21 protein-coding genes and 1 pseudogene are annotated in these 24,443 nt (G+C 71.5%); 8 read left to right on the top strand and 14 right to left on the bottom strand.

Annotation, left to right across the window (positions count from 1 at the left end):
- Nucleotides 1–9: 9 nt before the first annotated feature.
- Entirely contained in the window at nucleotides 10–2,676 is a 2,667-nt protein-coding gene (locus tag ADL01_RS04615; protein ID WP_053740583.1) for a cellulose binding domain-containing protein, read from the top strand.
- Between the two features lie 82 nt (nucleotides 2,677–2,758).
- Here ADL01_RS04615 and ADL01_RS04610 read toward each other — a convergent pair whose 3' ends face one another.
- Together ADL01_RS04610 and ADL01_RS04605 are read right to left on the bottom strand one after the other, a co-directional pair.
- The gene (locus tag ADL01_RS04610) at nucleotides 2,759–3,499 is read right to left on the bottom strand and encodes a class I SAM-dependent methyltransferase (protein WP_053740582.1); all 741 of its coding nucleotides are present in this window, start codon (nucleotides 3,497–3,499) and stop codon (nucleotides 2,759–2,761) included.
- Between the two features lie 20 nt (nucleotides 3,500–3,519).
- Nucleotides 3,520–3,825 carry a 4a-hydroxytetrahydrobiopterin dehydratase gene (locus tag ADL01_RS04605; RefSeq protein ID WP_053740581.1) on the bottom strand — a complete coding sequence of 102 codons (306 nt, stop codon included), beginning with the start codon at nucleotides 3,823–3,825 and terminating at the stop codon, nucleotides 3,520–3,522.
- Nucleotides 3,826–3,980: 155 nt separating this feature from the next.
- Here ADL01_RS04605 and ADL01_RS04600 point away from each other — a divergent pair, with 155 nt between their 5' ends.
- Nucleotides 3,981–4,829, top strand: coding sequence for a helix-turn-helix domain-containing protein (locus ADL01_RS04600; protein ID WP_053740580.1), 849 nt, complete (start codon nucleotides 3,981–3,983; stop codon nucleotides 4,827–4,829).
- Nucleotides 4,830–4,865: 36 nt separating this feature from the next.
- Here the strand turns inward: ADL01_RS04600 and ADL01_RS04595 are convergent, their stop codons facing one another.
- Nucleotides 4,866–5,282, bottom strand: a complete 417-nt coding sequence (locus ADL01_RS04595; RefSeq protein ID WP_053740579.1) for a hypothetical protein — start codon at nucleotides 5,280–5,282, stop codon at nucleotides 4,866–4,868.
- A 321-nt stretch (nucleotides 5,283–5,603) separates the two neighbouring features.
- Between ADL01_RS04595 and ADL01_RS04590 the strand changes: the two genes are divergently transcribed.
- Both ADL01_RS04590 and ADL01_RS04585 read left to right on the top strand, forming a co-directional pair.
- A complete protein-coding gene (locus tag ADL01_RS04590) occupies nucleotides 5,604–6,467 on the top strand; it encodes a helix-turn-helix domain-containing protein (RefSeq protein ID WP_078960323.1) in 864 nt (287 codons plus the stop codon).
- 81 nt (nucleotides 6,468–6,548) lie between these two features.
- Nucleotides 6,549–7,364, top strand: a complete 816-nt coding sequence (locus ADL01_RS04585) for an SAM-dependent methyltransferase (RefSeq protein ID WP_053740577.1) — start codon at nucleotides 6,549–6,551, stop codon at nucleotides 7,362–7,364.
- Nucleotides 7,365–7,443: 79 nt separating this feature from the next.
- Here the strand turns inward: ADL01_RS04585 and ADL01_RS04580 are convergent, their stop codons facing one another.
- The 5 genes from ADL01_RS04580 to ADL01_RS04560 form a co-directional block, all read right to left on the bottom strand.
- Complete coding sequence (locus ADL01_RS04580) at nucleotides 7,444–7,872, bottom strand: OsmC family protein (protein WP_053740576.1); 429 nt, start codon at nucleotides 7,870–7,872, stop codon at nucleotides 7,444–7,446.
- A gap of 76 nt (nucleotides 7,873–7,948) precedes the next feature.
- Nucleotides 7,949–9,751 (bottom strand): DUF2201 family putative metallopeptidase, encoded by a 1,803-nt coding sequence (locus tag ADL01_RS04575; protein WP_053740575.1) that lies wholly within the window; start codon nucleotides 9,749–9,751, stop codon nucleotides 7,949–7,951.
- The gene (locus ADL01_RS04570; RefSeq protein ID WP_053740574.1) at nucleotides 9,748–10,809 is read right to left on the bottom strand and encodes an ATP-binding protein; all 1,062 of its coding nucleotides are present in this window, start codon (nucleotides 10,807–10,809) and stop codon (nucleotides 9,748–9,750) included. The genes ADL01_RS04575 and ADL01_RS04570 overlap by 4 nt, the downstream gene beginning before the upstream one ends.
- Nucleotides 10,810–10,932: 123 nt before the next feature.
- Nucleotides 10,933–13,017, bottom strand: a complete 2,085-nt coding sequence (locus tag ADL01_RS04565; RefSeq protein ID WP_267889896.1) for an alkaline phosphatase family protein — start codon at nucleotides 13,015–13,017, stop codon at nucleotides 10,933–10,935.
- 95 nt (nucleotides 13,018–13,112) lie between these two features.
- Nucleotides 13,113–13,547, bottom strand: a complete 435-nt coding sequence (locus tag ADL01_RS04560; RefSeq protein WP_053740573.1) for a hypothetical protein — start codon at nucleotides 13,545–13,547, stop codon at nucleotides 13,113–13,115.
- 121 nt (nucleotides 13,548–13,668) lie between these two features.
- Between ADL01_RS04560 and ADL01_RS04555 the strand changes: the two genes are divergently transcribed.
- Nucleotides 13,669–14,445, top strand: a complete 777-nt coding sequence (locus ADL01_RS04555) for an MBL fold metallo-hydrolase (protein WP_053740572.1) — start codon at nucleotides 13,669–13,671, stop codon at nucleotides 14,443–14,445.
- The gene (locus ADL01_RS04550) at nucleotides 14,445–15,071 is read left to right on the top strand and encodes a VTT domain-containing protein (protein ID WP_053740643.1); all 627 of its coding nucleotides are present in this window, start codon (nucleotides 14,445–14,447) and stop codon (nucleotides 15,069–15,071) included. Before ADL01_RS04555 ends, ADL01_RS04550 begins: the two co-directional genes overlap by 1 nt.
- Nucleotides 15,072–15,126: 55 nt before the next feature.
- Here ADL01_RS04550 and ADL01_RS04545 read toward each other — a convergent pair whose 3' ends face one another.
- From ADL01_RS04545 to ADL01_RS04530, 4 genes are all read right to left on the bottom strand, one after another.
- Entirely contained in the window at nucleotides 15,127–16,176 is a 1,050-nt protein-coding gene (locus ADL01_RS04545; protein ID WP_053740571.1) for an MBL fold metallo-hydrolase, read from the bottom strand.
- Nucleotides 16,173–17,420: an aminotransferase class I/II-fold pyridoxal phosphate-dependent enzyme gene (locus ADL01_RS04540; RefSeq protein ID WP_053740570.1), complete on the bottom strand. Its 1,248-nt coding sequence runs from the start codon at nucleotides 17,418–17,420 to the stop codon at nucleotides 16,173–16,175. Before ADL01_RS04540 ends, ADL01_RS04545 begins: the two co-directional genes overlap by 4 nt.
- 151 nt (nucleotides 17,421–17,571) lie before the next feature.
- Nucleotides 17,572–18,348 (bottom strand): hypothetical protein, encoded by a 777-nt coding sequence (locus ADL01_RS04535; protein WP_053740569.1) that lies wholly within the window; start codon nucleotides 18,346–18,348, stop codon nucleotides 17,572–17,574.
- A gap of 241 nt (nucleotides 18,349–18,589) precedes the next feature.
- Entirely contained in the window at nucleotides 18,590–19,351 is a 762-nt protein-coding gene (locus ADL01_RS04530) for a GAF and ANTAR domain-containing protein (RefSeq protein ID WP_324614572.1), read from the bottom strand.
- A 57-nt stretch (nucleotides 19,352–19,408) separates the two neighbouring features.
- Between ADL01_RS04530 and ADL01_RS04525 the strand changes: the two genes are divergently transcribed.
- Nucleotides 19,409–20,560, top strand: coding sequence for a GAF domain-containing protein (locus tag ADL01_RS04525; RefSeq protein WP_053740568.1), 1,152 nt, complete (start codon nucleotides 19,409–19,411; stop codon nucleotides 20,558–20,560).
- On the opposite strand, the gene ADL01_RS04520 is transcribed toward ADL01_RS04525, so the two are convergent.
- On the bottom strand, nucleotides 20,541–21,335 hold the full coding sequence (locus tag ADL01_RS04520; protein ID WP_053740567.1) for an RNA polymerase sigma factor SigF: 795 nt from the start codon (nucleotides 21,333–21,335) through the stop codon (nucleotides 20,541–20,543). The genes ADL01_RS04525 and ADL01_RS04520 overlap by 20 nt on opposite strands.
- A gap of 230 nt (nucleotides 21,336–21,565) precedes the next feature.
- Here ADL01_RS04520 and ADL01_RS04515 point away from each other — a divergent pair, with 230 nt between their 5' ends.
- Nucleotides 21,566–23,386, top strand: coding sequence for a thiamine pyrophosphate-requiring protein (locus ADL01_RS04515; RefSeq protein WP_053740566.1), 1,821 nt, complete (start codon nucleotides 21,566–21,568; stop codon nucleotides 23,384–23,386).
- A gap of 785 nt (nucleotides 23,387–24,171) precedes the next feature.
- Here the strand turns inward: ADL01_RS04515 and ADL01_RS41375 are convergent.
- Nucleotides 24,172–24,430, bottom strand: a pseudogene (locus ADL01_RS41375) (transposase); the annotation flags it as partial.
- Nucleotides 24,431–24,443: the final 13 nt, after the last annotated feature.

The raw sequence follows: 24,443 nt of genomic DNA, 5'->3' as shown, positions 1-24,443 counted from the left end.
AGGACTTCCATGCGAAGAACCCGTATCCTCACGGCCGTCATGGCCCTGGCCGCAGGCCTGTTGGCGGGCAGCCCCCTCGCACTCGCCGCCCCGTCCGCCCCCGAGTCGACGCTCGCGGCGGACACGTACACCTGGAAGAACGCCCGGATCGACGGCGGCGGCTTCGTCCCCGGCATCGTCTTCAACCGCACCGAGAAGAACCTGGCGTACGCCCGTACGGACATCGGCGGCGCCTACCGCTGGCAGGAGCCGACGAAGACGTGGACCCCGATCACGGACTCCGTCGGCTGGGACCGCTGGGGCCACACCGGCGTGGTCAGCCTCGCCTCCGACTCCGTCGACCCGAACAAGGTGTACGCGGCTGTCGGCACGTACACCAACAGCTGGGATCCCGGAAACGGTGCCGTGCTGAGGTCCGGTGACCGGGGCGCGAGCTGGCAACGGGCCGATCTCCCCTTCAAGTTGGGCGGCAACATGCCCGGCCGGGGCATGGGTGAGCGGCTCGCCGTCGACCCCAACAGGAACAGCGTGCTGTATCTGGGCGCGCCCAGCGGCAAGGGGCTGTGGCGGTCGACGGACTCGGGGGCGACCTGGGCGCAGGTGGCGAACTTCCCCAACGTCGGCAACTACGCGCAGGATCCGGCCGACACCAGCGGCTACGCCAGCGACAACCAGGGCATCGTCTGGGTCACCTTCGACGAGTCGACGGGTACGGCGGGCAACGCGACCCGCACGATCTACGTCGGGGTCGCCGACAAGGACAACGCGGTGTACCGCTCGACGGACGCGGGCGCGACCTGGTCGCGGCTGGCCGGGCAGCCCACCGGCTATCTGGCCCACAAGGGCGTCCTGGACGCGAAGAACGGCTATCTGTACCTGCCGTACAGCGACAAGGGCGGCCCCTACGACGGCGGCAAGGGCCAGTTGTGGCGGTACGCGACGGCCACCGGCATCTGGAAGAACATCAGTCCGGTCGCGGAGGCGGACACCTCCTACGGTTTCAGCGGTCTGACGATCGACCGGCAGAAGCCGGGCACGGTGATGGCGACGGCGTACAGCTCATGGTGGCCGGACACGCAGCTCTTCCGCTCCACCGACAGCGGCGGCACCTGGACGAAGGCCTGGGACTACACCTCGTACCCCACCCGCGCGAACCGCTACACGATGGATATCTCGTCCTCCCCGTGGCTGACCTTCGGGGCGAACCCGTCGCCGCCCGAACAGTCGCCGAAACTGGGGTGGATGACGGAGTCGCTGGAGATCGACCCGTTCAACTCGAACCGCATGATGTACGGAACGGGTGCGACGGTCTACGGCACCGAGAACCTCACCAACTGGGACAGCGGCAGCCAGTTCACCATCAAACCGATGGTCCAGGGCCTGGAGGAGACGGCGGTCAACGACCTCGCCGCTCCCCCGTCGGGCGGCGCCGTGCTGCTCAGCGCGCTCGGCGACATCGGCGGTTTCCGCCACACGGATCTCACCAAGGTCCCCTCGATGATGTTCACTTCACCGACCTTCACGACCACGACGAGCCTGGACTTCGCCGAGACCAACCCGGGGATCGTGGCCCGCGTCGGCGATCTGGACTCGGGCCCGCATGTCGCGTTCTCGACGGACAACGGCGCCAACTGGTTCGCGGGGACCGACCCTTCGGGCGTCTCGGGCGGCGGCACGATCGCGTCGGCGTCGGACGGCAGCCGCTTCGTGTGGAGCCCGGCGGGCACCGGCGTGCGGTACGCGACGGGCTTCGGTACCTCGTGGTCGGCGTCGACGGGTGTCCCGGCGGGCGCGATCGTCGAGTCGGACCGGGTGGACCCGAAGACGTTCTACGGCTTCAAGTCGGGCACGTTCTATGTGAGTTCGGACGGCGGGGCGACCTTCACCGCGTCGGCGGCGACCGGTCTCCCGGCCGGCGACAGCGTGCGTTTCAAGGCCCTGCCGGGCACGAAGGGCGACATCTGGCTGGCGGGCGGCGCGGCGGACGGCGCGTACGGCTTGTGGCACTCGACGGACAGCGGCAAGACGTTCACCAAGCTGTCGGGCGTCGACCAGGCCGACACGATCGGCTTCGGCAAGGCGGCGACGGGAGCGGCGTACCAGACGCTGTACACGAGCGCGAAGATCGGCGGCGTACGCGGCATCTTCCGGTCGACGGACAAGGGCGCGAGCTGGACGCGTATCAACGACGATGCCCACCAGTGGGGTTGGACGGGCGGGGCGATCACCGGTGACCCGAGGGTGTTCGGGCGCGTGTATGTGTCGACGAACGGCCGCGGTGTCGTCTACGGCGAGTCGTCGGACGCGAGCGGTGGCGGCGGGGGCGGCGGTACGGACCCGACGCCGACGCCCACGGGGGCCTGTGCGGTGACGTACAAGGTCACCGGCGAATGGTCGGGCGGCTTCCAGGCGGAGGTGAAGCTCAGCAACACGGGCACAAGCGCCTGGAACAGCTGGTCACTTGGCTGGTCCTTCCCGAACGGCCAGACCGTCTCCCAGCTCTGGAACGCCGAGTACGCCCAGTCGGGCGCGACGGTGACGGCGAAGAACGTGACCTGGAACGCGAACGTGGCGGCGGGCTCGTCCGTGACGTTCGGATTCACCGGCAACTCGCCGGGCACCAACGGAAAACCGTCCGCTTTCAAGCTGGGCGACCAGTCCTGCACGGTCGCCTGACGCACCCCGGTGGGCGTGCGCTCGGCGGAGCACACGCCCACCGGCACCTGGGCTCGCACCGGCGCCGGTCCACAAGGGCCCCCTACGCCTTCCGGAACGCCCGCAGCGTGAACACCGGGTCCGGGCGGGGCCGGTCCTGGTCGGGCAGCGCCCCCAGACGGGCGGCGAAGCCGTCGGCCAGGGGGTCGCCCGGCGGTAACGTCATGAACCAGCCGCGCCGCAGGTCAGCGACGGTCCGCCGGGGACTGCGCCCCTGCCCGTGCCCCCGGAATCGCGCCTCACCGACCGGCACCAGCCCGTGGCCGACGGCGTGCGCCTCGACGACAGCGGCCGCGTCCGGCGGCGCACGCCAGGGCCGCGAGGCGAGCACGGCGTCGATGTCACTGCCCACGTTGTGCGAGGCGCCCTTGTCGACGGTCGTGACGTACACCCCGCCCGGCCGCAGCACCCGCGCGCACTCCGCGATGACGGCCCGGACGTTCTCGTCCGGCCCGGCGAGATGCAGCAGCCACACACTGGTCACCGCGTCCAACTGACCATCCGGAATAGGAAGTTGACGACAGTCGGCGAGCACGACGGCCCCGGGGAGCCGGGCGGCGGCCCTGCTGGCCATCGCGGCGTTCAGGTCGACGCCCGCCACCCGCATCCCGGCCCGCCCCTCCGCCAGCCGCCGGGTCACGATGCCCGTCCCGCACCCCACGTCGAGCAGGCTGCGCGTCTGTTCGGGTACGAGGCTCAGTACGGCCTCCGCGGCGGCCGCCGCCCTCGGCTCGCCGCCGCGCAAGGCGTCGTACAGCTCCGCCTCCTGGCTGTAGTCCAGCACGATCGCGATCCCGCGGCCGGTCAGCTCGCCCCATGGCCCGGTGCGAGGTCCTCGACTCTTCGGGCGAGCTCGAAATCGAGGTCCGTGACCGCACCTCCCACGCTGTGGGTGTTCACGGTGAGTGACACGGTGTTGTAGCCGAGGCTGAGGTCCGAGTGGTGGTCCAGTTCCTCCTGGACCTGGGCGATGTGAATGACCAGCGCCGTCGCGGCGAAGTGCGAGCCGAGACGGTAGGAGCGGGCGATCCGGTCTCCGTCGAGCGTCCAGCCCGGCAGCTCGTCCAGTCGGTCCTCGATCTCCTTCTGCGACAGCGGTTCGACGGGCATGACCACGCTCCTTCCCTGTGGTGGGGTGCCCTTCCAGCGTGCCACAGGCGGAGCGTTCCGGCCCAGGTCATGGGGGTTCCCGATGACCATTTCGAAGCCCGGCCGGCGCACGCGTCCGCACCCGTCGCGCCCCGCTCCTCGGCTACCGTCGTCGTATGACCACGCTCCCCATCGGCCGCGCCGCCCGCCCCACCGCCTCCTCGGACAGGACGCACGACGGAATCGGCCCGCTGCTGCGGGCCTGGCGGGAGCGGCGGCGGGTCACCCAGCTCGAACTGGCGCTGCGGGCCGACTCGTCCGCCCGCCACATCAGCTTCGTCGAGACGGGCCGCTCCCGCCCCAGCGAGGAACTGCTCCTGCGGCTGGCGGAGCATCTCGACATCCCGGTCCGGGAGCGCAACGCCCTTCTGCTGTCCGCCGGTTACGCGCCCCGCTACCGCGAGACGCCGCTCGACGACCCGGCACTGGAGTCCCTGCGTGAAGGCGTCGAGCGGCTGATCCAGGGGTACGAGCCCTACCCGGCGTTCGTCGTCGACGCCACGTACGACGTCCTGGCCGCCAACCGCGGCATCCTCATGCTCGTCGAGGGTCTCCCCGAGTCCGTGCTGGCGCCCCCGCTGAACGCGATGCGCCTGACCCTGCACCCGGAGGGCCTCGCCCCACGCATCCGGAACCTCCCCGAGTGGCGCGGGCACCTGCTCGCCCAGATGGAACGCCAGATCGCCCTGCACCGCTCGGCCCCGCTGCGCGCGCTGTACGAGGAGGTCGCCGCGTACCCGGTTCCGGAGGCGAAGGGCGGCCAGGCGGACCCGGCGCCCGACTCCGCGTCCACGTTCGCGCTGCCGATGCGGATCGAGCACGACGGGCAACTGCTCTCCTTCGTCTCGTCGATCTCCACCTTCAACACCCCGATGGACATCACGGTCGCCGAGCTGGCCATCGAGACGCTCCTCCCGGCCGACCCGGCGACGGTCAAGTACCTTCACTCGACGATGAGTTGCTGATCGGTCGGTGGTGAGCTGAGGCGAGTTGACGGCTCGTCAGCGATGGGCCCGCAGTGACACATACTGCAGCGCGGCGAATCCGGCCACGACCGCGGCCTGCAACAACGCCCAGACCGCTCCGGCCGTGCTCGGGGTGATCCACAGCACCACCGCGACGCAGCTGAGGACTGCCCAGACGACGTTGATCTCGATCACGGCTCGCACCGCCAGTACGGCCGGTCGTGCACGCGAGGCCAGCCAGCCGACGGCGCCGGCGAACACGGCGAGGAAGAGGCCGATTTCGAGCAGCAACGCCGAGCCGACGCCGAAGAGGCGGGCGAGCGGTCCGGCCGCCACCAGGTACGCGACCGCGTTCACCCCGGTGACCAGCGCGTCCAGCGCCAGGAAGCGGCGCAGCATCACCGGCGGTTCGGTGGTCCGGGAGGCGAACGTGGCGAACTGGGTTCCGGACATGGCGAATCCCCTCCGTCGAGGTCGTGGTGGTGGTGGTGGTTGTAGTGGTAGTCGTCGAGGTCCAGGTCGAGGTCGTATGCGTAGTCGCACTCGCACTCGCCGTCTCCATCTCAGTCTCAGTCTCAGTCTCAGCGGGACCTGCGACCTGAACCCGGGTTCCGGACCGGAGTGCGCCGCCCCGGAACCCGTTGACACCACTCTTGCTCGCGGCCTCTCCGGGGTCGATTACCTCCCGGGTAATCCACCGTGGCTCGAACCTGTCAAGACGACAGCGGAACATGACACACTGCTCGCGATACTGGCGCGTAGGGGAGGCGTGGCGTGAGTGAGCGGCGGGCTGCGCCCACCGTGGGCCAAGTGGTGCTCGGGAGGCGGCTCCAGGAACTGCGCGAGGCGGCGGGGCTGAAGCGGGAAGAGGCCGCGCGGGTTCTGCGGGTGGCTTCGGCGACCGTACGGCGGATGGAAATGGCCGAGGTCTCCCTCAAGATCCCGTATGTGCACGTGCTGTTGACGGCGTACGGCGTGCCCGAGGACGAAGTGGCCATGTTCGTGGAGCTGGCCGAGGAGGCGAACGAGCCCGGCTGGTGGCAGCGCTTCTCCGACGTCCTGCCCGACTGGTTCAGCCTGCATGTGAGCCTGGAGGGCTCCGCCCGGCTGATCCGGTCCTACGAACCGCACTTCGTGCCTGGCCTGTTGCAGACCCCCGAGTACGCGCGTGCCGTCATGGAGGCGGGGACGATCGGGCACACGGGTCCCGAGGCGGTCGAGCGGCACGTGTCGCTGCGCATGGCCCGGCAGAAGCTCCTCACCCGCGAACACCCGCCCCACCTCTGGGTCATCGTCGACGAGACGGTGCTGCGGCGGCCCGTGAGCATCGACGGCAAGGTCATGCGCGACCAGCTGGACCGGCTCCTCGACGCGTCGGAGAGCGGCCATGTCACCATCCAGGTCGCCGAGTTCAGGGACGGCCCGCATCCGGGTACATCGGCGCCCTTCGAGTTGTTCCGCTTCGCCGAGCCGGAACTGCCCGACATGGTCTACACCGAGTACCTGACGGGTGCGCTCTATCTGGACTCCCGCCGGGAGGTCGCCTCGCATCTGGAGGTGCTGGACCACATGACGGCGGGTGCCGCGTCGGCCCAGCGCACCAAGGAGATCATCGCCGAGTACCGCGACGGCTACTGATCCGCCGATCCACCGCGCCGAACGCACGGACTTGAAGCGCACGGCACTTGAAACGCACGGGACTTGAGGAGCACACACCGTATGACCGCACCCGAGGGCGCGCCCACCCGCGTGGACACCAGCAGACCCCACCCGGCCCGGGTCTACGACTGGTGGCTCGGCGGCAAGGACAACTACCCGGTGGACGAGGAGCTGGCCCGCCGGATCCTCGCCGTGGACGGCACGGTGCTGCGCGGCGCGCGCGCCAACCGCCGGTTCATGCAGCGGGCGACACGGACCGCCGCCGAGGCCGGCATCCGCCAGTTCCTGGACATCGGTACGGGCATCCCCACCGAGCCGAACCTGCACCAGATCGCCCAGAGCGTCGCCCCCGACGCCAAGGTGGTGTACGCGGACAACGACCCGATCGTCCTGCGGCACGCCCAGGCCCTGCTGCGCGGCACGCCCGAGGGCACGACCGAGTACGTGCACGCCGACGCCCGCGACCCGGAGACGATCCTGCGCCTGGCCGCGGAGTCCCTGGACTTCACCCGGCCTGTCGCGCTGTCGCTGGTCGCGCTGACCCACTACCTGGGCGACGAGACCGACGGCGACGATGTGCACGGCCTGCTGAAGACGTACGTCGACGCGCTCGCCCCGGGCAGCTACCTGGTCCTCTCGCAGGTCACCCCGGACCTCAGTCCCGAGGCCATCGCGAAGGCGGCCGAGCACTTCCGGCGCAGCGGCACCCCCTTCTTCCCGCGCCCGCTCGCCGAGTTCCACCGCTTCTTCGACGGTCTCGAACTGCTGGGCCCCGGCATCATCCCCGTCTACGGCTGGCGCCCGGAGCCGGAGGACGTGGCAGCCCAGGCGGAGGGCATCGTGCCGGTGTACGCGGGAGTGGCCCGCAAGCCCTGAAAAGAGCCCCCTGAGGTACCCCGGAAACGCCCCTGCCGCGCCCCTCGGATCGAGGGGCGCGGCAGGGGTGTGAGCGGCGTCAGGCGAGCTTCGCCGACAGGGTGATCGTCGTGCCGGTCAGGGCCTTGCTGACCGGGCAGTTCTCCTTGGCGTTCTCGGCGGCGGCGACGAAGGCGTCCTCGTCGATGCCGGGCACGGTGCCCTCCACGGTGAGGTGGATGCCGGTGATGCCCTCACCCGGCTGGAAGACGACGTCGGCCGAGGTCAGGAGCTTGGTGGCCGGGGTGCCGGCGCCGGCCAGGGCGTGCGAGAACGCCATGGAGAAGCAACTGGAGTGGGCGGCGGCGATCAGCTCCTCCGGGCTCGTCTTGCCGTTCGCGTCCTGGGCGCGGGAGGCCCACGTCACGGGCTGCTCGGCGATGGCGCCGGAGGAGTCGAAGGTGACAACGCCGCTGCCCTCCAGCAGGTTGCCTTCCCAGACGGTGTGTGCAGAGCGCGTGGTAGCCACGGTTCTTCCTTTCGCGTGTGGTCCCGATGCCGGGGTCCGTATCCCCCATCCGATCACACTCCGGCCCACTTCCGGCTCACTGCACGCGAAAGACCGGCCCACGTGCGGTGAACGGCAGCCGAGCGCCGTGCGGAATCAGATAGGCGTGCTCGCGCCGCACCCGCAGGACGTCGCACCAGCCGTCCGTGATCACCAGCATGGGCGCCCCCGGCGGAAAGTCGTCGGCCCGGTGCAACAGGTCGACGCCCGGCTGCAGCACGGTTCCGCCGCGCCCGCGCACCCGGACCCGTCCGGCGATCTCGGCGACGGGCAGATAGCCCGCGTCGTGCGCGGCGGAATCGCAGAACACGACGCGCGCCGCCGGTACGTCGCGTGCGCCGGCGTAGGAGGCGATCGCGCCCAGCGCCTTCCCGAGCAGTGTCCGGTCCATGGATCCGGAGGTGTCGAGTACGACCCCGAAGGTGCAGCGGGCGATCTCCTCGGGCGGGAAGTGCCGCCCCGCGCGCGGGATGTCGGGGGTGGACGACTGGCGGCGCGAGGGGCGAGCATACGACCGTACGGGCTCCGGGCGCGGCACGAACTCGTCGAACCAGCGGGCGAGTTGGGCGTCCCAGGGCAGCGGTGGATGGTTCAGCGCGCGGATCTCCTCCACCAACCCGCCCGGCAGGTACCCGCGTTCGTGCTGCTGGTGCAGGTTCAGTCCCTGGCCGAGGCCGCGCCGGTAGAACTCGTCGAGGTCGACGTAGTCGCGCGGCGAGCCGAGCGGAGCGCCCAGGACGTCACAGGCGCCCTTCCCGCGCAGCGTGGACAGCCGGCGCATCCGGCGCAGGTCCTTCGCGATCCGGTCGTACACCTCCTCCGCCGAGAGGCCCTTCAACTCGGGGTCGTGCAGCAGCCCTTCGGGCGCGTCGCCGACGTCCATCTCGGTCAGCCAGCCGTTGATGACGTAGTCGCAGGCGACGTTGAAGAGATACGGGTCCCGGGTGCCGCAGCGGTCGCCGTGGCGCAGGGCGGCGTGCAGCATCTCGTGGGCGAGGACGAACCGCCATTCCTCGGCCGTGAGTTGACGCAGCGGGTTGATGTAGATCTCGCCCGCCTCCGGGTTCACCGCGGCGACGGAGATCCCATGAGCCTGGGCCAGTTCGAGGTCGGCGACGAGCTTGATGCCGGACGCGATCCCACCGAGCAGCGGATAGGAGGTGACGAACCAGCTCAACGCCGCCTGCCAGGGCCGTCGTTGAGCCGGGTCGTCGGACATCGACTCGCGTCGGCCGCCGGCCACGTCCATGGCCGTCGCCATCGTGCGGGTCAGGGCGTGGGCGAAGGCGAGCTGCCAGTCGGGGACCGACGGGGCCCACTTGTCGTACGGTTCGAGCCACTGGTCGGGTTCGCTGCCCGCCGTACCGCAGCGCTCGAACGCTGCCGGGACGGAGCCCGCGCGTCGCCAGCGGGCGGCGAGCTGCTCCTCGTCGCCGTCGGGGTAGGCGTCCGGCAGGAGTTCGGGGGCGGAGCCGATGGAGAAGCCGAGCAGGAAACGGTTGACGACGACGCAGCGGGCGGTGACGTCGTAGCGGTCGGGCTGGACACGCTTGCCCTTCGCCGCCGGGACATGCCCGAAGCCGAGATGGATGAGGCCGTGCGCGACCGCCCACGCCCATTCCGCGGGTTCGGCCCGCCGGGTGGGGTGGACATGCAGGATCCCGTCGGAGTCCGTGCGCACCAGACCGTCGACGGGTGACCGGACGCATTTCTCGCTGCGGCAGGTGCGGAACTCCATCGAACCGAGTGCCGGGTTGGCGCGCACCAGGGCCAGCCCGGCCTCGAACGCCTCCCTGGCGAGGTCCTTCTTGCGCTTCTCCGGCCCCCGCGCCCGGCTCACCGCCGAGCCTCCACCAGCCGGGGCATGTCCCGCGCCGCTTCGACCAGGAACCAGGCGGGCAGCAGGGGGTTGCCGTCGGCGTCGGCGGCGATGACGCTCTGCGCGACCTCCACCGAGATCTCGGCGAGCTGCACGAGCAGCGACTTGGCGCGGTACGCGGCCTCCCGCCCGTTCGGCGACATGTGCCCCTTGCTGACGGGGAGTTCCTTGACCAGTCGGCCCCGGAACGACTCGGCGAGGTAGTAGAGCAGGTCGCGGTCCTCCACGCGGTGGGGCCAACTCGCGTCGCCCTTGATGATCGCGTCGATGCCGAAGCGGCTGCGCACGATCTTGACGTAGCCGCAGAACGCGGTGGCGTGCGTCGGCGTCAGCGTGCCGTGCGCGATCACCTTGAGGGTCTCCTCGTCGAGCGCGGGCCCGAAGGAGTGCAGGGCGTCGGAGAGCATGTGCCAGGAGCGGGGCGTGGAGAAGGGCTCCTCGGTCTTCGGCGGCTTGGACCAGAGGTGGTCGGGCCGGTCGGTGACGTGGTCCACGACCCATGGGTGGATGTCGTTGTTCGCGGCCCAGACCAGCCAGTCCTTCGGCGAGGCCTCCAGGTGGACGTGGGCGAGGCGGTTGATCAGGGCGGAGGCGATGGGCCGGGCGAGAGCGTTGTCGGTGGCGCGGTTGCCGGCGCCGATCACGATCGAGCCCTTCGGCAGCTCGTAGCTGCCGATGCGGCGTTCGAGGATCAGCGAGTAGAACGCCTTCTGGACGTCCGGTGTGGCCGCGTTCAGCTCGTCCAGGAACAGGCAGTACGGCTCGTCCCGGGCGATGGCCTCCGGCGGGCAGAACACGGACCGCCCGTCCCGGATCTGCGGTACGCCGATCAGGTCCTCCGGCGCCAGCTGGGTACCGAGCAGGCTCACGCAGTCCAGTCCCAGGGACTCGGCGAACTCCCTTACCAGGGAGGACTTTCCGATACCCGGAGCGCCCCAGAGGAACACGGGCCGCACGGTCGCGAGACCGAGCAGCAGCTCCGGAATCCGGGCGGGGGTGACAGTGACGGCAGCCTGCACGCAGGTACTCCAGGGGTTCGTGGACGACGGAGCGCGCGTAGGCGCGAGGTCCGGTACGAACAGTGTGGGTACGCGGACGGACGAGCGCAGCCGGTTTTCCGGCGGCCCCGCGAACGGCAGGGCCTAGGCGACCTGCTGGTCCGTGGGGTCCCTTGGGATCTCGATGGGCACCTGCGGGCCGTTGCACTCACGCAGCCAGCGTCGCAGTACGCGGTGGATGTGCTCGGCGCCGACGAGCTCCTCCCCCTCCGCGACCGCCGGTGACAGCGCGCGGGGCGCCAGCAGGAACGGTCTGCCCTGGGCACCGCCGAGTCCGCCGTGCGAGCCGATCTGTTCCTCGAAGGCGAGCACCTCGCCCTCTGCGGGGTCGTACCAGGAGTTGACCATGATGTCGGCGGTGTGCGGAAAGGAGTGCGTACGGCGCACCGCGCTCGCCGCGCCGGGCCCGAAGTCGGCCAGCGGACCGGGGGGTTCGTCGCCTTGTTCGTCCAGCGCGTCCACCGGGATCTCGGCGCCGTGCGCGCCCAGCACCAGCCCGCCGTGCTCCTCGCTGCCGACGAGGACGAAGCCGACGCCGGGATGGTTGGCGAGGGTGGTCAGCAGCGCGGGATGGCGGGCGTCGATCTCCTCCTTGGTCATCCGGTGGTGCACGTCCGGGAAGGAGATGAGCCCGAGGTTGCCCGAGGCGAGCACCAGCGGTTCGGAGTGGCGGCCCGGGGGTACGTGCCGCCCGCCGTCCTCCTCGACGGGCCGGCGCAGCGCCGCGCGCACGGCGGCCCGCGCCTCGGCCCCGCTGTGGGTGCGCCCCGCCCTGCGCGGCACGGGCAGACCGCAGCCGGCCCGGACCAGATCCCCGAGGCTGAGCCCGTACCGCCCCCGGAAGGTCTCGCCGGGGCTCTGCCCGTGGTCGGAGAGGAGGACGATCCGGTAGGGGCGTGGCGCGTGCTCGGCGACCTGTGCGATCAACGCGGCGCAACGGTCGAGGCGTTGGAGGACCTTCTCCGCGTCCCTGCTGTGCGGCCCGGAGTGGTGGGCGACCTCGTCGTAGGCGACCAGGTCGGCGTAGACGGCGGTGCGTCCGGCGAGCATGTCGCCCATCACGGCGGCGACGACCACGTCCCGCTCCACGACGGTCGCGAAGGCGCGGATGAAGGGGTAGAGACCACCGCGTGCCACGCGCGGACGCCGTTTGCGCACCCTGGCCACCGTCGACTGGCCGATCTCGCGGCCCACTTCGGCGACGAAGGACAAGGCGGTGCGGACGGCGTTGGCGGGGTCGGAGAAGTAGGCGAAGTAGCCCGCGCGGGAACGGTTCTCCCGGCCGCGCCGGCGGCCCGCGATGGACAGCACGAGGGCCTGCTCGTCGGCACCGCCGCTGAAGAGGTTGCCCCGGCTGGCCCCGTCGACGGTGAGCAGACCGCCGTCGCCGGTGTGTTCGACGGCCCGGCGCTGGAGTTCGGCGGCGCTGGTGGGCCGGTTGCAGACCACGACCTCGCCGGTGGTCTTCTCGTACCAGCGGAAGGCCGGGATGTCGTGGTTGGTGCCGTGCAGGATGCCGAGCTGGCTGGCGCCGGTCTGACTGGACCAGTCGGTGCGCCAGGGGGTGAGCCGGTGGCCTGCGCCGAGCCAGCCCGCGACGGTCGGCATCAGCCCCTTCTCCACGGCCCGCACCAGGACGTCGTGACCGACGCCGTCGAGTTGCAGGAACACCACGCCGGGCATCGTCGGACCCTCGAACGGCCGTGCGGTACCGCGTCGGTCGGCGAGCCGGTAGAGGCGCCTCCGGTAGGCGTCGTCGTCCCGTACGGCCAGGGCCGCGCCCGTCGCGGAGGCCACAGCAGACATCACCGCGGCGACCACCACCGCCGTCTCCGGGGCCGCCTCGGGGCGGTCGGCCGGGGTCAGCCGCAGGGCGACGAGCAGCAGGGCGCCGTTGAGGAAGAAGACCAGCAGGCCGAGGACGAGGGCGGGCACGAGCAGCAGCAGCCGGACCAGCACCGGCCAGACCAGGGCCGACAGCAGGCCGAACGCGCCGGCGCCGAAGGCCGCGGTGACGGCGATGCGGGTGGCGCTGTCGCCGTCACCGGAGCGGATCTGGAAGTCGGGCAGGAGGCCGGCGAGCACCAGCATGGTGAGCGTCGACACGGCCCACACCGCGACGCTCCGCCCGATCTGGCCGGCGATCCGCCGCCAGGGCCCCGCACCCACGTCCCGCACACCTCGCGTCCCGGCCCGTCCCCACGTCTGGCCTGCGCCCACCCTGTCACAGTCACAACGGAGGGACGGACTCCGGCGTGCCCTGTTCAGCGGCCGTCGTACCCGGCGGTCGGCATGGACAGGCGGCGGTGGACACGGGCCTTCATCTGGGCGTCGTACGCCGGCTCCGCGCGGCCCACCGTCTCCACCCGCACCCCGCGCCGCGCGCACTCGGCGGTGAACTCGTCGACCGAGGTCAGCGCCTGCTCCAGGACCCGCCGACTGGGCGCCACGAAAAGGTCCAGGCCCGGCTCGACGCCGTCCCAGAGGGCACAGTGGTCGGGGCGCAGACTCCGGACGAGCAGCTCCCGGGTGACGACATAGCCGCGCTCGGCGGCCCAGCGGGCGCACATCGCGTGCTGGCTGCGGGAGTCGACGAGGAACGGCTCCTCGTCGAGCTCCTCGAGCGGTGTCAGGCTGGCGATCGCGGTGACCCGCGGCAGCGGACCGGGCAGGCCGACGGCGGCGTACGCGTGTCCCATGGCGTCCCCCTAAGCTCCGGGCTTCCCCGCTCACCTCGGGGTTTCCCCACTCGCCCCGGGTTTCCCGCCGACCCTACTACTGCCCGTAGTCTTCGGGGAGTCGCACGAGGGAGGCAAAGGGGTGCCGGTGGAGATCACGTGGTGGGGGCACGCCACCTGTACGGTCGAGGACTCGGGCGTACGCGTGCTCACCGATCCCCTGTTCGTGCGCCGGCTCGCCCATCTGCGCCGTCGCCGGGGCGAGTTGCCCCCGCCCGGCGCATGGAGCGCGGACGTGGCGCTCGTCTCCCATCTGCACTCCGATCACCTCCATGTGCCCTCCCTCGCGCGCCTCGCGCCGGGCGTGCGCCTGCTCGTGCCCCGGGGCGCACCGAAGGCGGTGCCGGGTCTGGCGCGCCGGCTGGCGCATCTGCGGATCACGGAGATGGTCGCCGGGGACCGCACGGACGTCGGTGACCTGGTCGTACGGGCCGTGTCCGCCCTGCACGACGGGCGGCGGCTGAATGTCGGACCGCAGCGGGCTCCCGCGCTCGGCTATGTGATCGAGGGCGAGGCGCGGACGTATTTCGCCGGGGACACGGGCCTGTTCGCGTCGATGGCGCGGGAGGTCGGGCCGGTCGACGCGGCGCTGCTGCCGGTGGGCGGCTGGGGCCCGTATCTCGGCGCGGGGCATCTGAACGCGGAGCGGGCCGCCGAGGCGCTGGCCCTGCTGGCACCCGGCAGCGCGGTGCCGGTGCACTACGGCACGTACTGGCCGATCGGGATGGACGCCGTGCGCCCCCATGAGTTCCACGCGCCGGGTGAGGAGTTCGTGCGGCTCGCGGCGGAGCGCGCGCCAGAGGTCGACGTGTACCGGCTGGGACATGGGGAGAGCGTGCGTCTGAAGGTCGCGCGGTGATCGTTTCTCTGGCCGCCGCGGTGTCCTCGGGGCAGGGGTCGGCGGGGCAGGCGATCGGCTATCCGACGCTGTTCCTGCTGGTGATGATCGGGGCGCTGGTGCCGGTGGTGCCGACGGGGGCGCTGGTGAGTTCGGCGGCGGTGGTGGCCTTTCACCAGACCACGCCGCTCGCCATGGTCCTGGTGTTCGCGGTGGCCTCGCTGGCCGCGTTCCTCGGGGATGTGGCGCTGTACTGGCTGGGCGGGCGCGGGATGGGCTCGAAGAACGGCTCGCGCTGGCTGGCCGCGATACGGAACCGGGCGCCCGAGGACCGTCTCGCGCAGGCCCAGGGGAAGCTGAGCGAGCACGGAGTGGCGGTGCTGGTGCTGTCGCGGTTGGTGCCGGCCGGCCGTATCCCGGTGATGCTGGCCTGTCTGATGGCGAAGTGGCCGATACGCCGCTTCGCCCGCGGCGACGTCCCGGCCTGCCTCGCCTGGGCCGCGACGTACCAGTTGATCGGCGTCCTGGGCGGTTCGCTCTTCAACGAGCCCTGGCAGGGCGTGGTGGCGGCGGTCGCGCTGACCCTGACGATCAGCGTGGCGCCGAGTGCGTGGCGACGAATACGGGGGCTCGGCGGAGCGGGCTGAACGCCCGCGTCGGGCAGGGACCCCGCAGGGCGTTCAGGCCGCTCCGTCCGGTGTGTCAGGCCAGTACCCGGGAGCCGCCGACCGGCAGGTCCCACAGGTCCTGACGGGGCAGGCCGGCCTTCTCCCAGGCGGCCCGGACCCGGGTCAGCGGTTCGAGGACCGGCTCGGCGGACAGGACGAAGGTCGCCCAGTGCATGGGCGCCATCCTGCGCGCACCGAGGTCCATGGCGGCCTGGACCGCCTCCTCCGGGTCGCAGTGGACGTCGCTGAGCCACCAGCGCGGGTTGTAGGCGCCGATCGGCAGCAGCGCGAGGTCGATGCCCGGGTAGCGCTGCCCGATGCGCGTGAACCAGTGGCCGTATCCGGTGTCGCCCGCGAAGTAGACGCGCTGCCCGTCCAGGTCGGTGAGCACCCAGCCGCCCCACAGGGTGCGGCAGGTGTCGGTGAGGCCACGCTTGGACCAGTGGTGGGCCGGTACGAAGTCGAAGCGGACGCCGCCCAGTTCGGCCGTCTCCCACCAGTCGAGCTCGGTGACCTGGGTGAACCGGCGGCGCCTGAACCAGCGGCCGAGCCCCGCCGGCACGAACACCGGGGTGTCGCGCGGGAGTCGGCGCAGCGTCGGGGCGTCCAGGTGGTCGTAGTGGTTGTGGCTGATGACGACGGCGTCGACGCGCGGCAGCGCGCTCCAGGCGACGCCCACGGGGGTGATCCGGGCCGGCGTACCGAGGATGCGGCGGGACCAGACCGGGTCGGTGAGGACGGTGAGGCCGCCGATCCTGACCACCCAACTGGCGTGCCCCGCCCAGGAGACGGCGACCGTGCGGGTGTCCACGCGGGGAAGCGGGCTTGGAGCGAAGGGCAGCCGCGGGATGTCCGCGAGGCCTTCCGGGGCCGGTCGTACCGCGCCCTCCCGGGCGAATCGGGCCATGCCGCTGAGGCCGGGCAGCGGGGCGGTCAGCCGGTCGGCGAAGGACCGGGGCCACACCCGGTGCCCGTGCGGCGGCCGCAACACCTCGGTCGTCATGCTGAACCTGTCGCCGGCCCTGTCGCCGGCCCTGTCGCTGAGGCTGGTGCTCGTCGTGGTCGACTCGGACTGTTGCGTCATCGAGGAGGCTCCCGTCGCTGAGCGTCGTCACAGAGACCGTCGAAGATCGATCCCATCAGGGTCAACGCACGTCGCACGTGTGGCAGTTCCAGCGGTTCGGGTGAAATGAGCGACTGCGCGCGTTCCTCGGGCGTGTCGCCGAGCAGCGCCCCCGTGGCCAGCCGGACGCGCAGCGCCGCGAGGTCGTCTCCGAACCGGTGGCCGCCCGGCGCGGGCATCCCGAGCCGGGCGGTGAGGTAGTCCTCCAGTTCCTGGGCGTCACCGACACCGTGGGCGCCGAGCGCGGTCCGCAGGGGGCCGAGATCGACGTACAGATGACGTCCGGATCTCGGCGGCAGGGCCAGACAGCCCGCGGCGACGACCGCGTGGTGCGCGGCGGTCGCCACGCGCGCGTGCAGGCGTACGGAGGCGGTGAGCCGTTCGGTGACGGGCTCGCTCTCGCCGAGCGCGTAGCCGGCCGCGGCGGCGACCGGTTCGGCGATCCGGGCGCCGAGCGCGGTGAGTACGTCGAGCACGCGCGCGCGTAGGGCGTCGCCAGTGGCGTTCGCGGGGAAGCGGGCGAAGGCGGCGGGCCAGCCCGGCGGCAGCAGCGCGCCGCCCAGGTCGGTGACGACGGTGACCCGGTCGGGCAGCATCTCGGCCGGGCTGAGCAGCACGGTGTCCTGCGGCCGGTGCAGGGTGTCGCGCCAGGTCTCGTCGCTGACCAGGTGGAGTCCCTCCCCGGCGGCGGCCTCCACGGTCTCGTGCAGGAGTTCGGGCGGCGCGACGGTGGCCGTGGGGTCGTCCGCCACGGACAGCACGAGCAGCCGGGGATCACCGCCCTCGGCGCGCACCCTCCGTACGGTCTCCAGCAGGGCGTACGGGTCCGGCACGCCCCCGCACTCGGCCGGCGTGCCCACGTGGAACACGGACCCGCCCAGCGCCCGTACCTGGGGCGCCCACCAGGCCGCGCAGGGCCGGGGCACCAGGACGTCGCCGCCGATCGCGGCGGTCAGCGCGTGCAGCAGGGCCGGGGCGCCGGGCGCGGCGACCACCTGGTCGGGCTCGGCGGACAGCCCGCGCCGGGCCCAGTAGCCGCGGGCCGCGTCGCGGAGGGCGGGGCCGCCGCCGATCGGCTGGGCGTCGGGGCGGCCGGCCGCGGCGGCGAGCACGGCGGCGAGTTCGGGCAGGACGGGGAGCGCGTCGACGGGGAACGGCGGGCCGTAGCGGACGGGGCCGTGCCCCTGGGGATCCGTCCGCCGCATGCGTACCTCCGCGCGGTTGCTGGTGCGGTGCCTGTTGGTGGCTGTGCCGGCTTTGCTGGCCGTGGTGCCTGTGGTGTCGAGTACCCACGGTCACAGGGACCCATGGGGGCCGGCTCGGATCACTTTCCGCGGTATACGGGCAGCAGCAGGGTCAGCGGCGCGCGGACGTCCCCCTGCGGCGCACCCGGTGTACGGCTGCCCCGGCCGCGCCCGCGATCAGCACTCCCCCGGCGACCAGAGCGGGCACCGAGTCGGTGAAGGCCCCGCCCTGCCCGGCGTGCACCCCGCGCTGCACCGGGGCGGGCGTGGGCACGGGGGCGGGCGTGGGCTCCTGTGTGGGGGTGTGTGTGGGACAGGAGGACAGGTCCTGGAAGTCGCCGCCCTGCCAGTCGCCGCCGTGGGAGTCGGCGGCGCAGTTGCCGGTACCGGTACTGGTGGCCGGGCCGGTGCCGGCGCCAATGCCGGGACCGGTTGCGGCGCCGGTGCCGGTGCCGGGACCGGTGCCGTCGCGGGTCACCGTGAACGCCGCCTTCCACGCCTTGCCCTCGGCCCCGGCCTGCCCGGGACACGTACCGTCGGCGGACCATTCGGAGACCGGGGAGTCCGCGTTCTGGTCGCCCTCGATGCTTCCGGCGGGCGCGATCTTCGCGGTGCCGCTGTAGGCGGGGCCGGTCACCTGGTCGTCGTTGCCGGGGACCTGCTGGAGCTGGACGGTGCCCTGTTCGAAGCCCTGAGAGTGCGCGTCGATGGTCGCGGGCGGGGCCTGGCCGGTCGCCTCGCAGGCCACGGAGACGGTGACGGTGCCGCCGGGGCCGACGGTGCCCGGGCTGACCTCCCCGGCGGCGTCCGCGGACGCGGCCGGGGCGGCGGTGCCCAGGGCGGCACCGGCCAGGGCGACGGCGGACAGGAGGCGGGCGGTGCGGCGCATGGCTGGGCTCCTTCGAGCGGCGGCTGCGGAGCACGCCGGGTGGTGCCCCGCACCCCATGACAGCCCGCCCGGCGGCGGGGCGCGCGCGGCCGGGCACCATTCGCGGGACGGGCACACCCGAGCGGGTGACGACGACCGTGGCCGCCCGTCCCGCGCGCCCGTCCTCCGTCCCTGGCCCGGGCGCCGCTGCGACGCGGTTCGACAGGGACTCAGTGCGACAGGGACTCAGTGCGACAGAGACTCAGTGCGACAGGGAGAGAAGCTCCCGCTCCAGACCGCGCCCGCGCCGGGCGACCACATGTGCGGCGACCTCGGAGAGTTTGCGGTTCGTGCCCTGCGAGACACGGCGCAGTACACCGAAGGCGTCGTCCGCGTCGCAGCCCAGGACGTGCATGACGATGCCGCACGCCTGGTCGACGACGGGCCGGGTGCGCAGGGCCGTGCCGAGCTGCTCCAGCTCGGTCAGCGCGGCCCGGTAGGAGCGGTCGTGGACCAGCGAGGTGGCCGCGAGGTCGCCGAGGGCCCGTACGGGACCGTGCTGGGCGTCGTACAGGCTGCCGGGGCGGAAACTGTAGAGGCTGAGGGTGACGGTGAGCCCGGGGCGCCGGAAGGGCAGCGTGACGCTGGAGCGCAGCCCCGAGTCGAGCGCCACGGCACGGTAGCGGGGCCAGCGGCGCTCGCTGAGCAGGTCGGCGCAGGCGACGGGCGCCCCGCGTTCGAGGGCGGCCGGGAGGGGTCCGTCGCCGGAGCGGAGCTGGACGGCGACGAGTCCGGCGAGGTCGGGATGGGTGACGGCCGCCGATCGTTCCGCCCCCGCTTCCGACGCCGCTTCCGGACCCGCCGAGGCGCCAGTCTCGACCAGCATGCTGCTGGCCCCGCAGCAGTCGGCGGTGCAGCGGACGGCCTGTTCGGCAAGTTCCGACAGTCTGCGCCCGGGGGCGGTCAGTTCCGTCGAGTCCGTTGCCCAGCGCCCGAGTTGAGTGCGCTCCGGAATCGCGTCCACCTCCTTCTTCCCGCGCCTGCCCGCTCGACCGGCGGGAAAACGAGTTAGGTTCACCCCATGCCGCAGACTGAGGAATTCGGTGAAGAACTTGAGGGTTTCGTGCGCCGGGTGGCCGAGTTGAAAGCAGCCAGATCCGTACCGAGCGGTGATCTGCCGACCGTCCTCGACGCGGCGATCTTCGAACTCGACCATGTGGCCGACCAGTTGTGGCCCTGGTACGAACAGCTGTCGTCGACCGTCCCCGTTGCAGCCGTAGGCCAACGGGACCGCCAGGAGCAGCAGTTGCTGCGGATGATCTTCCAACAGCTGCCGATACCCGTGGCGTTGACGGATCGCGACACGGTGGTGCGTCGGCTGAACTCCGCGGCGACCGTGTTCACCGGCGCCCGCCCCGGTTACACGACGGGCCGCCCGCTGGCCGGCCTGCTCGGGCCCGCCGACCGGGCCGCGCTCCGTTCCCAGGTCGCGGCGGTCGCCCGGGGCGACGGCGACCGCAGCCTCACCGTCAGGTTCCAGCAGCGACCGAGCCTGCCCGTGCACACCACCCTCACCGCGCTCAGGCCGAACGGCGAACCCCGTCCCACGGTCCTGGTGGTGCTCCAGCCCACCGACCTGCGACTGCCGCCGAACCCGCCCGAGCAGCGCAGGAACCCGGCGCCCGCCCTGCCCGACCTCTCCGAGGCGACCCGGCACGCGGCCCTGCGGGACCTCCTGGACGCCATGACATCGGCCCTGCTGACCACCCCGTCCCGCGACGGACGCACGGTGGCGGAGCGGGCGGCCGGAGTGCTGCACGACCGGTTCGCGGACTGGGTGATCGCCGACACGGGCAGCGGTCGTCCGGTCCGTACGACCGTGCTGGGGCCGTCCGGGGCGGACACCGACGCCGTCGCGGCGCAGGATCCCACCGACTGCCCGCTGGTCGTCGAGGCGGCGCGGGGTGGCTCCACCGCGCCGCGCGTTCGCCTGGACCAGGACCCGGACGCCTTCGGGCGCGACGCGACCGGCGCCCCGGTCCTGGTCCAGGCGAACGTGACGTCCCTGCTGTGTGTACCGCTGGCCCGCGACGGCGTCGTACTCGGTGTGCTCACCTTGTTCCGCAGTGGGGCCCGGCCGGCGTTCTCGATGGCGGAGGCACAGGCACTGGACATGATGTCCCATCACATCGCGCTGGCCGTAGACGAGTTGCCTACGCGGCGTCTTTCATGACCTGGTCCCGCAGCCGGTCGCAGGAGCGGCTGATCAGGCGGGAGACGTGCATCTGGGAGATGCCGAGCTGCTCGGCGATGCGGCTCTGGGTCATGTCGCCGAAGAACCGCATGTAGAGGATGGCGCGTTCACGTTCGGGCAGGGCCCGCAGTCGCGGTTTGACGGCCTCGCGGTCGATGACGGTGTCGAGGGCCGGGTCGGCGGCGCCGAGGGCGTCGCTGAGCGAGTATCCGTCCTCGCTGCCGGGCAGTTCGGCGTCGAGGGAGAGAGCGGTGAAGCTCTCCAGCGCCTCCAGGCCGGCCTTGACGTCCTCCTCGGTCATGTTGGCGTGCTCGGCGATCTCGGCGACGGTGGGCCTGCGGCCCGAGATGGTCTGCGACAGGTCCTGGGCGGCGAACCGTACACGGTTGCGCAGGTCCTGGACCCGGCGCGGTACGTGCAGGGTCCACATGTGGTCACGGAAGTGGCGCTTGATCTCCCCGGTGACCGTGGGGACGGCGTAACTCTCGAAGGCGTTGCCGAGTTCGGGGTCGTAGCGGTCGACGGCCTTGACGAGGCCGAGCGCGGCGACCTGGCGCAGGTCGTCCATGCTCTCGCCCCGGCTCCGGAAGCGGCCCGCGAGCCGGTCCGCCATGGGCAGCCAGGCTTCGACGATCTTCGCCCGCAATGTGTCGCGCTGCTGGCCCGGCGGAAGTGCGGCAAGCCTGCGGAACGCTTCGGCGGTGTCGGGGGCGTCGTCGTGGGGGTGTCGCTTCGGACTCGTGTGAGTTCGCATGGTGCGTCGCAACTCCCTTGGAGTGCTTGAGGTGGACGGGTTCCCGTGGGAGGGCGCCCAGTCCGGACAGACACACCCGGGTCGGTGATCCACCGCTCCCACGGACGTGCCTCCTGTCCGAAGCACTGTGGTGCGCCTGCCCTGCCCTGTGCGCGCCAAACAGGTTTTCCGCCGGGCCTTGTGGTGACTCGGCGGGTGACACCCGTAAACCTCCTCCATCAGGGGTTCTCATGAGCACGAAGGTTGCCGACCATGTCCTGCAGCGGCTACGCGAGTGGGGGGTCGAGGAGGTCTTCGGCTATCCGGGCGACGGCATCAACGGTCTGCTCGCCGCCTGGGGCCGGGCCGAGAACCGGCCCCGCTTCATCCAGTCACGGCACGAGGAGATGTCCGCGTTCGAAGCGGTCGGTTACGCCAAGTTCAGCGGCCGTCTCGGAGTGTGCGTGGCCACCTCGGGGCCCGGCGCGATCCACCTCCTGAATGGCCTGTACGACGCCAAGCTGGACCATGTGCCGGTGCTGGCGGTCGTCGGCCAGACGCACCGCACGGCGATGGGCGGGTCGTACCAGCAGGAGGTCGATCTGCACTCCCTGTTCAAGGACGTGGCCTCGGACTTCGTGGAAACGGTCACCGTGCCCGAGCAGTTGCCGAACGTCCTGGACCGGGCGATCCGCACCGCGTACGCGCGCCGCGCACCCACGGCGGTCATCATCCCCGGCGACGTCCAGGAGCTCGAATACTCCGCGCCCACCCACGAGTTCAAGATGGTGCCCTCCAGCCTCGACCGCAGCGCGTGGACGGCGATCCCCTCCCAGGAGTCCCTGGAACGGGCCGCCGAGATCCTCAACTCCGGTGACAAGCCCGCGATTCTCATCGGGCAGGGCGCGGCCGGCGCGCAGGCGGAGGTCGAGCGGATCGCGGAGGTCCTCGGCGCGGGCGTCGCCAAGGCGCTCCTCGGCAAGGACGCGCTGAGCGACGAACTCCCGTACGTCACCGGCTCGATCGGCCTGCTCGGCACGCGCCCCTCGTACGAGTTGATGCGCGACTGCGACACCCTGCTGACGATCGGTTCCTCCTTCCCGTACTCCCAGTTCCTGCCGGAGTACGGCAAGGCGCGCGCCGTGCAGATCGACATCGACCCCCACATGGTGGGGATGCGCTACCCGTACGAGGTGAACCTCGTCGGCGACGCCAGGGCGACGCTCGAGCGGCTGATCCCGCTGCTGGACACGGCGGACCGGGGGCGCGAGTGGTACGACACGGTGTGCGCGAACGTGGCGCGGTGGCGGGATGTGCTGGACCGGCGGGCCGCGCTGTCGGCCGATCCGATCAACCCGGAGTACGTGGCGCGGGTCCTGGATCCGCTCCTGCCGGACAACGCGATCGTCACCTCCGACTCCGGCTCGACGGCGAACTGGTACGCCCGGCATCTGACGATGCGATCCGGGATGCGCGGCTCCCTCTCCGGGACCCTGGCGACGATGGGGTGTGCGGTGCCGTACGCGATCGGCGCGAAGTTCGCCCGTCCGGACCGGCCGGTGATCGCGCTGGCGGGGGACGGGGCGATGCAGATGAACGGGCTGGCGGAGATGATCACCGCGGCGAAGTACCGGGACCGCTGGGAGGACCCGCGTCTCGTGGTGGGCGTGTGGAACAACAACGATCTCAACCAGGTGACCTGGGAGATGCGCGCGCTGGAGGGCGCCCCCTCCTTCCTGCCGTCCCAGGAGCTCCCGGACATCCCGTACGCGGACTTCGCCCGTTCCCTGGGTCTTACCGGGGTACGGGTGGAGCGGCCCGAGGACGTCGAGGCGGGCTGGCGCGCGGGCCTGGAGGCCGACGGCCCGGCGGTGATCGAGTTCCGCACCGACCCTGCCGTCCCGCCGGTGCCCCCGCACGCGACCTGGGAGCAGATGGAGGCGACGGCCGAGTCCATCCTGAAGGGCGACGCCGACCGGGGCGGGATGGTCCGCCAGGGCTTCAAGGCGAAGGTACAGGAGTTCCTGCCGGGCCGGGAGCGCCGGGGCGCCAAGCGTGTTGAACGGCACTGAAGAGTTCAGTTGGGCACGAAACAGTCCAGTGGTCAGTTCAGTAGCGCGGGGAACTGTTCAGTGCCGTACCTACTCGACTGGTGGGTACAGCGCTCGGCCGAACTCCTCCGCATAGCCACTGCCCGCCGGCTTCAAAGATGAACAGGGCATCTACGTGCCGACCCGCCACCTCGCCTTCACCGCGAGCCTGGGGCGCCTCTACCGTGACACAGCCGAGGCCATACGCTCGAACAGTCACAGTGTCGCTCTGCGCGCGGCATACGATGCACTCGATTGCCTGGAAGGAATACGATGGAATGCGTTCGACAAAGCGACGAATTCCAGCAAAGTCCGTAAAGTCTTGGAGAGACTGCGCGAGACTGCCTTCATCAGTCGCCAAGGTGACGCTTCCCCTGTGCGAGCGTGCAGCAGGAGCCTTGGAGGAGGTTCGGGACGGCTTCATCACCAGAAGTCGCCATTACTCAACCTATGGACTGGTCAAAATATCAGGAAAGGGAGGTTTGTAAAAATTTTCCTGGGACAAGGTCGTCCAGATGCACTTGATGGACATGTTGGCAAATTGTGAGCACCTCCAAGTGAAGCTCTCCAAGCGCCGCTAAGGAGTTTCAGATCATTAACATTAATCTTGAATGAGGGTCCGTCAGCTTGCTGACGGACCCCTTTCTGGTCGTTCAGAGCGGAGATTTCTCTTTGCGGGCAGGTCGATGGCCCGGCTGTCGCGCCGAGTGGGCGCCGGGTTCCACGGCTCCGGGATGGTGCTGCTCGTGGGGGCGGGACGCTGCTGGTCAGTCAGGGTTCGGGAGGGCATCGAGCCGGGCGAGGGCACTGGTGATCACGTTGGTGAAGGGCCAGTGCTTTGCCAGGCGGAGGATGCGGCGACGGTCGGTCATGACGAGCTGGGCGGCGGCGGAGAACAGCCGCAGACGCAGACGGCGGGGCTCCCACTGGCGGGCGGCGCTGGTTCGGCATCCAGGCCAGCAGGTCCAGCGCGATCTGGACGATCTCCAGCCAGACCTGGTTCTCTGCGGTGTCGTGCAGGGGCAGACATCCGATGCCG

The sequence above is a fragment of the Streptomyces sp. NRRL WC-3618 genome (assembly GCF_001280005.1).
Classification (GTDB): domain Bacteria; phylum Actinomycetota; class Actinomycetes; order Streptomycetales; family Streptomycetaceae; genus Streptomyces.
The sequence above is the reverse complement of the archived record's forward strand: the minus strand, read 5'-3'. Positions and strand labels throughout refer to the sequence as shown.

What these genes read in the sequence shown, in the direction of transcription:
- ADL01_RS04540 (WP_053740570.1), bottom strand. Translation starts at nt 17,420, where the DNA reads ATGCGGCGGACGGATCCCCAGGGGCACGGCCCCGTCCGCTACGGCCCG.
- ADL01_RS04615 (WP_053740583.1), top strand. Translation starts at nt 10, where the DNA reads ATGCGAAGAACCCGTATCCTCACGGCCGTCATGGCCCTGGCCGCAGGC.
- ADL01_RS04560 (WP_053740573.1), bottom strand. Translation starts at nt 13,547, where the DNA reads ATGGGACACGCGTACGCCGCCGTCGGCCTGCCCGGTCCGCTGCCGCGG.
- ADL01_RS04535 (WP_053740569.1), bottom strand. Translation starts at nt 18,348, where the DNA reads ATGCGCCGCACCGCCCGCCTCCTGTCCGCCGTCGCCCTGGCCGGTGCC.
- ADL01_RS04600 (WP_053740580.1), top strand. Translation starts at nt 3,981, where the DNA reads ATGACCACGCTCCCCATCGGCCGCGCCGCCCGCCCCACCGCCTCCTCG.
- ADL01_RS04595 (WP_053740579.1), bottom strand. Translation starts at nt 5,282, where the DNA reads ATGTCCGGAACCCAGTTCGCCACGTTCGCCTCCCGGACCACCGAACCG.
- ADL01_RS04515 (WP_053740566.1), top strand. Translation starts at nt 21,566, where the DNA reads ATGAGCACGAAGGTTGCCGACCATGTCCTGCAGCGGCTACGCGAGTGG.
- ADL01_RS04520 (WP_053740567.1), bottom strand. Translation starts at nt 21,335, where the DNA reads ATGCGAACTCACACGAGTCCGAAGCGACACCCCCACGACGACGCCCCC.
- ADL01_RS04605 (WP_053740581.1), bottom strand. Translation starts at nt 3,825, where the DNA reads ATGCCCGTCGAACCGCTGTCGCAGAAGGAGATCGAGGACCGACTGGAC.
- ADL01_RS04525 (WP_053740568.1), top strand. Translation starts at nt 19,409, where the DNA reads ATGCCGCAGACTGAGGAATTCGGTGAAGAACTTGAGGGTTTCGTGCGC.
- ADL01_RS04585 (WP_053740577.1), top strand. Translation starts at nt 6,549, where the DNA reads ATGACCGCACCCGAGGGCGCGCCCACCCGCGTGGACACCAGCAGACCC.
- ADL01_RS04545 (WP_053740571.1), bottom strand. Translation starts at nt 16,176, where the DNA reads ATGACGCAACAGTCCGAGTCGACCACGACGAGCACCAGCCTCAGCGAC.